General features: G+C 61.1%; 7 protein-coding genes and 1 tRNA gene. 7 read left to right on the forward strand and 1 reads right to left on the reverse strand.

Translation table 11 applies throughout. The annotated features are described in order from the left end of the window. The first annotated feature begins 141 nt into the window (after positions 1-141). The 7 genes from CFB17_RS04655 to CFB17_RS19765 all read left to right on the forward strand — a co-directional run bounded on the left by CFB17_RS04655 (position 142) and on the right by CFB17_RS19765 (position 5,892). Positions 142-1,215, forward strand: coding sequence for a flagellar basal body P-ring protein FlgI (locus CFB17_RS04655; protein WP_088560207.1), 1,074 nt, complete (start codon positions 142-144; stop codon positions 1,213-1,215). Beyond that, positions 1,215-1,487 carry a hypothetical protein gene (locus CFB17_RS04660; RefSeq protein ID WP_088560208.1) on the forward strand — a complete coding sequence of 91 codons (273 nt, stop codon included), beginning with the start codon at positions 1,215-1,217 and terminating at the stop codon, positions 1,485-1,487. Before CFB17_RS04655 ends, CFB17_RS04660 begins: the two co-directional genes overlap by 1 nt. Beyond that, positions 1,484-1,879, forward strand: coding sequence for a hypothetical protein (locus CFB17_RS04665; RefSeq protein ID WP_088560209.1), 396 nt, complete (start codon positions 1,484-1,486; stop codon positions 1,877-1,879). Before CFB17_RS04660 ends, CFB17_RS04665 begins: the two co-directional genes overlap by 4 nt. 21 nt (positions 1,880-1,900) lie before the next feature. Then, positions 1,901-3,742 (forward strand): flagellar hook-associated protein FlgK, encoded by a 1,842-nt coding sequence (flgK, locus tag CFB17_RS04670; RefSeq protein WP_088560210.1) that lies wholly within the window; start codon positions 1,901-1,903, stop codon positions 3,740-3,742. 14 nt (positions 3,743-3,756) lie between these two features. Next, entirely contained in the window at positions 3,757-4,656 is a 900-nt protein-coding gene (locus CFB17_RS04675; RefSeq protein WP_088560211.1) for a flagellin N-terminal helical domain-containing protein, read from the forward strand. Continuing rightward, positions 4,653-5,132, forward strand: coding sequence for a flagellar assembly protein FliW (gene fliW / locus CFB17_RS04680; RefSeq protein ID WP_088560212.1), 480 nt, complete (start codon positions 4,653-4,655; stop codon positions 5,130-5,132). Before CFB17_RS04675 ends, fliW begins: the two co-directional genes overlap by 4 nt. A 448-nt stretch (positions 5,133-5,580) precedes the next feature. Beyond that, positions 5,581-5,892: a winged helix-turn-helix transcriptional regulator gene (locus CFB17_RS19765; protein WP_088560213.1), complete on the forward strand. Its 312-nt coding sequence runs from the start codon at positions 5,581-5,583 to the stop codon at positions 5,890-5,892. Positions 5,893-5,921: 29 nt separating this feature from the next. Here the strand turns inward: CFB17_RS19765 and CFB17_RS04690 are convergent. Beyond that, positions 5,922-5,998: transfer RNA gene (locus tag CFB17_RS04690), tRNA-Met, on the reverse strand. Between the last annotated feature and the right edge of the window lie 2 nt (positions 5,999-6,000).

Raw genomic sequence — 6,000 nt, forward strand, 5'->3', positions numbered from 1 at the left:
GCCAAGGCCGCATTCGGGGTGATCCCCTGGGTGTGGTGGAACTTGGACGCCTCTGGCAGCTGGAGCGGTAGGTTGAGACTTCGGTCAAACTTTAGGGGCATATGTGGATGGGCTCTTCGCGCCACGATCCTTGTCTGCCTCATGTCGTTCGCTACGCATGCGCCGCTTGCCGCATCCAGGATCAAGGACATTGCCGATTTCGAGGGCGTTCGTGAGAATATGCTGATCGGCTACGGCCTCGTGGTCGGCTTGAACGGCACGGGCGACACGCTGCGCAACGCGGTCTTCACTCAGGAAAGCCTCGTGGCGATGCTTGAGCGGCTGGGCGTCAGCACCCGAGGCAACACGTCGCTCAAGACCAAGAACGTCGCGGCCGTCATGGTCACGGCAACCCTGCCCCCTTTCGCACGCCAGGGTGTGCGGGTCGATGCGAATGTCAGCGCTCTCGGCGACGCGAAGTCGCTGCGGGGCGGATCATTGCTGGTCACGCCGCTTCTGGGTGCGGATGGCGAGGTCTATGCGGTGGCGCAGGGCGCTCTGGCCGTCGGCGGCTTCGAAGCCAGCGGCCAGGCCGCGTCGATTACCCGCGGCGTGCCGACGGCGGCCCGCCTGCCCTCCGGCGCCATCGTCGAGCGCGAAGTCGACTTCAATTTCGATAGTCTGGAGAGCGTCCGCGTCGCGCTGCGCAATCCGGACCTGACCACGGCACAACGCATGGCGGACATCATCAATGATCGTCTGGGTGGCGACCCGGCCAGGGCCACGGACCCTGGCACCGTCGAGATTGCCATCCCTCCGCAATATCGCCAGCGGACAGCTGCCCTTCTGACCGAAATCGAGCAGCTGCCGGTCACGCCGGATGTGCCGGCCAAAATCGTTATCGACGAGAACGAGGGCATCATCGTCGTCGGCGAAAATGTGAAGATCAGCCGCGTGGCGGTTGCCCAGGGCAACCTGACGGTCCGCGTCTCGGAAACGCCTCAAGTCTCCCAGCCCAATCCGCTGGGCGAGGGCCAGACAGTCGTGGTGCCAAGGACGACCATCCAGGTCGATGATCAGAGCAACCGCAAGATGGTCGTCCTCGATACCGGCGTCACGCTCAAGGACCTCGTCGACGGCATGAACGCCCTTGGTGTCGGCCCCCGCGACATGATCGCCATCATCCAGTCGATCAAAGCGGCGGGCGCGTTGCAGGCGGATTTGGAGATCATGTGATGGACATCAAGACGATTGCTGGCGCCAATCCCTCCAAGACCGATCTGAGCAAGGGGCAGATCGACAAGATCGCCCACGACTTCGAATCGATGTTCATCGGCCAGCTCCTCAAAGCCATGCCCTCGGAAAGCATCACGGGCAAGGAAGCCGGCCCTTATGGCGACCTGATGCTCGATCAATACGGCAAGCTGATCTCGGACCAAGGGGGCATCGGCGTTGCCAAGGCGATCACCCGCGAGCTCGATCGGATCCAAAAGAAAGATTTTGCATGATGATCTTCAATGTCAGAGGCTTGAACGACGCATTGGATGCCCTTCTGGCTCTGATCGAGGCCGAGAATGAACATGTCGGGCGGATGGATCTTGCCCCGTGTCGAGCCCTGCAAACCGACAAGATGGCCTTGCTTGACCGCCTCGAGCAGGAACTCTGGCAGATGCGACGCGCGCCTGGTGCCGCTGAGATCGAGGGCGACAGACGCGCCGAACTGGGCCGGAAGCTTCAGGCGGTCCAGGAAGCTTGCGCCCTCAACCAGCGCCGGCTGGGGGCTGCCAAGCGCGCCGTCGACCGCTTGATCGCCTGCGTCGTCGATGCGACCCGCGAGCCCGATCTGGGGCTGGGCGTGGGCTCCAACCGAACGCCTGTCATCGTCGACCACCGATACTGAGGCCAAAGAAAGGCAAGGGTCATGTCGCTCAATGCCACCTTGAACAATGCCGTCTCCGGCTTGGCGATGGCCCAGCGGTCATTGACGACCGTCTCGAACAATATCGCCAACGTCTCGACGACCGGCTACACTAAAAAAACGACGACTCAGTATGCAGCCGTGACCGGCGGCATCGGCATGGGCGTGACCGCCGGCGAACTCAAGCGCAGCATCGATGCGCTCCTCCAGCGCGAACAGCGGACGACCACGGCCGATCTTGCCAAAAGCACGGTCGTCAACGACACCTACGCTCGCCTCCAGCTCTCAGCACTCGGGAGCTCCAGCAATAATCTGACCGATCTGCTCTCGAGCTTCCAGACAGCGGTCGACGCGCTTGCCAATTCGCCCACCAACAGTGCGGCCAGGGCCAGCCTCGTCGCCACCGGCAATGCCGTGGCGAGCGCCATCGGCTCTACGGCGGATCTGATCCAGACCCTACGCGGCGACGCCGACAAGCAGATTGGCGACCAGGTCGCCGAGATCAACGACCAGTTGACACAATTGCAGGGGATCAACCTTCAACTGGGCCGTGGCGTGCCCGCGGCGGAACTGCTGGACACGCGTGATTCGCTCCTGGACAGTCTGTCCTCGAAGCTCGACATTTCGATCAGCGAGCAGGCGGACGGACAGGTCCATGTCAACACGTCGAACGGCACGACCCTCCTGGATGACAAAGCGAGGGTCGTCGCCTACACGCCAGCTTCGACGGTCACAACGGAGACAACGTTCGGCGCGATCGCGGTCTACGCGCAAGGCCAGATCGATTCGATCACCGGAGAGCCACTGGCTTCCACACGGGGCGTGGAGCTTGTCTCGAGCGGCCTGCGGGCCAACGCCGCAAGCGCCAGCGATTCGATCGACTCTTCAATAGACTCAGGCTCACTGGCCGGCTTGTTGGAGGTACGCGATTCGCTCCTGCCAAAGCTCAATGACGAGCTTTCGACGCTCTCAACCAGTATCGTTCAATCACTCAACGCGGCTCATAACGCCTCCACCAGCGTGCCGCTGCCTGCAAGCCTGACCGGCTCCCGCCAGGACACGTCATCCTTTGCCGCAGCAAGCAAGTCCGGCACCTTCAAGCTTGCGGTCCTGGATGCCTCGGACGGCCTCGTTGCTTCCGCCACACTCATCCTATCCAGCTACGCCTCGATGACCGATCTCGTCGCCGACGTGAACAGCCAATTGGGTGGTGCCGCCACCGCCGCGATTGGCGCCGACGGCGCGCTTTCGCTCTCGACCGCCTCAAGCGCCAATGGCCTGGCTTATGTCGAGGGAGACAGCCAGATCACGACGACGGCGGCGGATGGGTCGAGCAGCACCCAGGGATTAGCCCAATATCTGGGCCTGAACGATCTCTTCACCAGTTCGGCCAGTCAGCCGACGAGGTTTAAGATCCGCGACGATATCGCGGCCGATCCGGCCTTGCTCGGCAACGCGACGACCAGTGTCGGCGGCCTGCCGGAGACATGGTCCACCGGCGGTGCCGGAGATGCGAGCGGGATCCAGGCATTGGCGGCCGCTTTCACGACGGCACGCTCTTTCGCCGCGACGGGGACTGTGCCGGCGGCGACGACGAGCTTCATGACATATGCTGGCAATATCGCTGCCAATCTCGCCACGAAAACGTCGGACGCTCAGTCGGCTGTGGATACCAAGCAAGACCTGAGCGACGCGCTGGCAGCGCAGCAATCGACGGTCAGCGGCGTCAGCATCGACGAGGAATTATCCAGGTTGATCACCTATCAACAGGCTTATACGGCAGCTGCGAGACTCATTCAGGTCAGCAGCGATCTGTTCGACAAATTGTTCAGCGCCGCTAGCTAGGAGGAGTGAATCCGATGTCGGTTAGATTAGGGGATCTGGCGCAGAGCCAGAAAATGACGACCAGCCTCCTCGCCTTGCGAACGCAGGTCAATGACACGCAGGCGACAATCAGTAGCGGCAAGAAATCGAGCAATCTTGCGGGCTACGGTACTTCGGCTTCGACAATTCTCGCACTGCGCATCCAGAACACGCGCACCAGCAGTTACGTTGAGGAAAACACGATCGTCCAGTCGCGCCTGGAGACGATGGACAGCGCCATGCAGACGATCGGCGATGTCGCATCACAACTCCAAACGCTGATTGCCGGCCGACGCAGTGCCGGCGTCGACAACGCCGCGACCTTCGATAAGTCGGTCGACCTGATGCTGCAGTCGGTCCAGGCTGCGCTGAATACCCAGTATGACGGCGGCTACGTCTTTGCGGGAAGCCGCACCGATGCAGCACCTGTGGCATTTGGCAACCCGGCCTCAAATGGTGCCGGCGACACTTCCTATTACCAGGGCGACGGCAAGCTGGCCTCGGTCAAGGCCGACGACCAGACGACAATAACCTACGGGATTACGGCCGATAACCCGGCCTTCGCCGCGCTCATTGCGGCACTCTCCGCCGCCAAGGCCGCCAACGCATCTGGCTCCGACATAGAATTGGCCGATGCCTCGGCTCAGAGCGAGGCGGCCGTGTCGAATATCGCCGATCTTCGCGCTGGCTCCGGGGTCACCGCCGGCAGCCTAGAGACCATCAACGACACGCTGCAGATGAACAAGCTCTATTTCAGCAATCTCAGCAGCGATCTGGAAGACACAGACATCTCCGTCGCCATGGCGAAAGTTTCCGCGGACTCGGTAGCCCTTCAGGCCGCCTATTCGGCGATGAGCAAGATCAACTCCTTGAGCCTGACGGATTATATGCGATGATAAGAGCGGTTTATCAGGAAACTATGGCCGCCGACGTCATGTCCACGCAGTTTGCCGATTTGGGCCAACTCCTGGCCAAGGTGATCGAGGATCAGGACGTCATCGAGTTTCCAGCAGGCCTCCCCGGATTCGCCGACGCCAGGCGTTTCAACTTGCGACACGCCAAAGGTGGGCAAGCGCTTTGCCAACTCGCCTCCTGCGACCCGAACGGCCCGGTCTTTCGCTTGCTGCTGGCCGGCAGCCCCCGCGGGCACGCCATGATCACCGCCCATTGCCATGGCCTTTCGAACGAATCAGCGCAGTTGCTCTTCTTGATGACGAAAGTCCAGATCCAGGCCGATCAGTGGGTCCTGACAGCCAATTGTCGCGCGCCCCTCGTCATAGACCTCCTGGGCCGCGAAGGTGAGCAGATTATTTTACACGACGAAACGCTGGCCAAAAACGTCATCATCGCCTCGGGCGCCTATACCGCCTAGCACCTATCGATCGCTTCCTTACCAGATCCCGCTTCCGAAAGGCCAAGGTACGAATTTCTCCGTCCGCCCAAAGGGGGATGGACCGGTTGAACTCCATAGAGGCCGGCAGGTACAACATTCGTGGTCGCAACGATCCACTGTAGATAAGGCGGGGCATAATAAGTCCATGGCGCTTGGATGCAGTGGCCCCAGACTTACGACGCGCAGAACGCAATGCCGATTGACGCCTGGATGAAGAACGCACGGCGACGATCGCATTAGAAGAGCGGGGATCCCGCAGGTGCGCTCCAACGCACGCACACAGCGCAGCATCTGCCGTGTGCGCAAAACACCGAGTATGCGCTCTTGGGTACGACAATTCGATGGCGTAGCCCCTCACTTCTACTTGTGAGTGCGGGCCAGTCTAGGCCAACTGGCACTTGGCAAAACGTAATAATGTTGCTCGCCTTTGGAAGGCAGGGCAGGCCGCCAGAGCAACGCGGCTGCCGTCCATCAATGCCGGTCGAACGATACGAGACGTCACATCTCGTCCTCGGCGCCAAGGTGTTCGAGCAGAGGATTGGCAAAGCCGCGCTTACGTGAACTCGAAGAAGCCAGTCTGGTCAGTCGAGAGGTCTATGCGGAAGTACCACCACGGGTGGAGTACCGTGTGACCGAAGAAGGCGAAAGCCTTAGGCCGATCTTCGATGCGCTGGCGCATTGGGGGAAGATGAGGCTTACCCGCCATCAGGTCGCTAAACCAGAAGCTTCCCAGCGTTAAATCGAGACGGTGATTGTTTTATGTGGATTTGGTTGCGGGGACAGGATTTGAACCTGTGACCTTCAGGTTATGAGCCTGACGAGCTACCGGGCTGCTCCACCCCGCGTC

This window comes from Arboricoccus pini (genome assembly GCF_900187945.1).
In the GTDB taxonomy this organism is placed as follows: domain Bacteria; phylum Pseudomonadota; class Alphaproteobacteria; order Geminicoccales; family Geminicoccaceae; genus Arboricoccus; species Arboricoccus pini.

Excerpts from the sequence above, each read along its gene's own strand:
- flgK (WP_088560210.1), top strand. The coding sequence starts at position 1,901 with ATGTCGCTCAATGCCACCTTGAACAATGCCGTCTCCGGCTTGGCGATG.
- CFB17_RS04675 (WP_088560211.1), top strand. The coding sequence starts at position 3,757 with ATGTCGGTTAGATTAGGGGATCTGGCGCAGAGCCAGAAAATGACGACC.
- CFB17_RS04665 (WP_088560209.1), top strand. The coding sequence starts at position 1,484 with ATGATGATCTTCAATGTCAGAGGCTTGAACGACGCATTGGATGCCCTT.
- fliW (WP_088560212.1), top strand. The coding sequence starts at position 4,653 with ATGATAAGAGCGGTTTATCAGGAAACTATGGCCGCCGACGTCATGTCC.
- CFB17_RS04660 (WP_088560208.1), top strand. The coding sequence starts at position 1,215 with ATGGACATCAAGACGATTGCTGGCGCCAATCCCTCCAAGACCGATCTG.
- CFB17_RS04655 (WP_088560207.1), top strand. The coding sequence starts at position 142 with ATGTCGTTCGCTACGCATGCGCCGCTTGCCGCATCCAGGATCAAGGAC.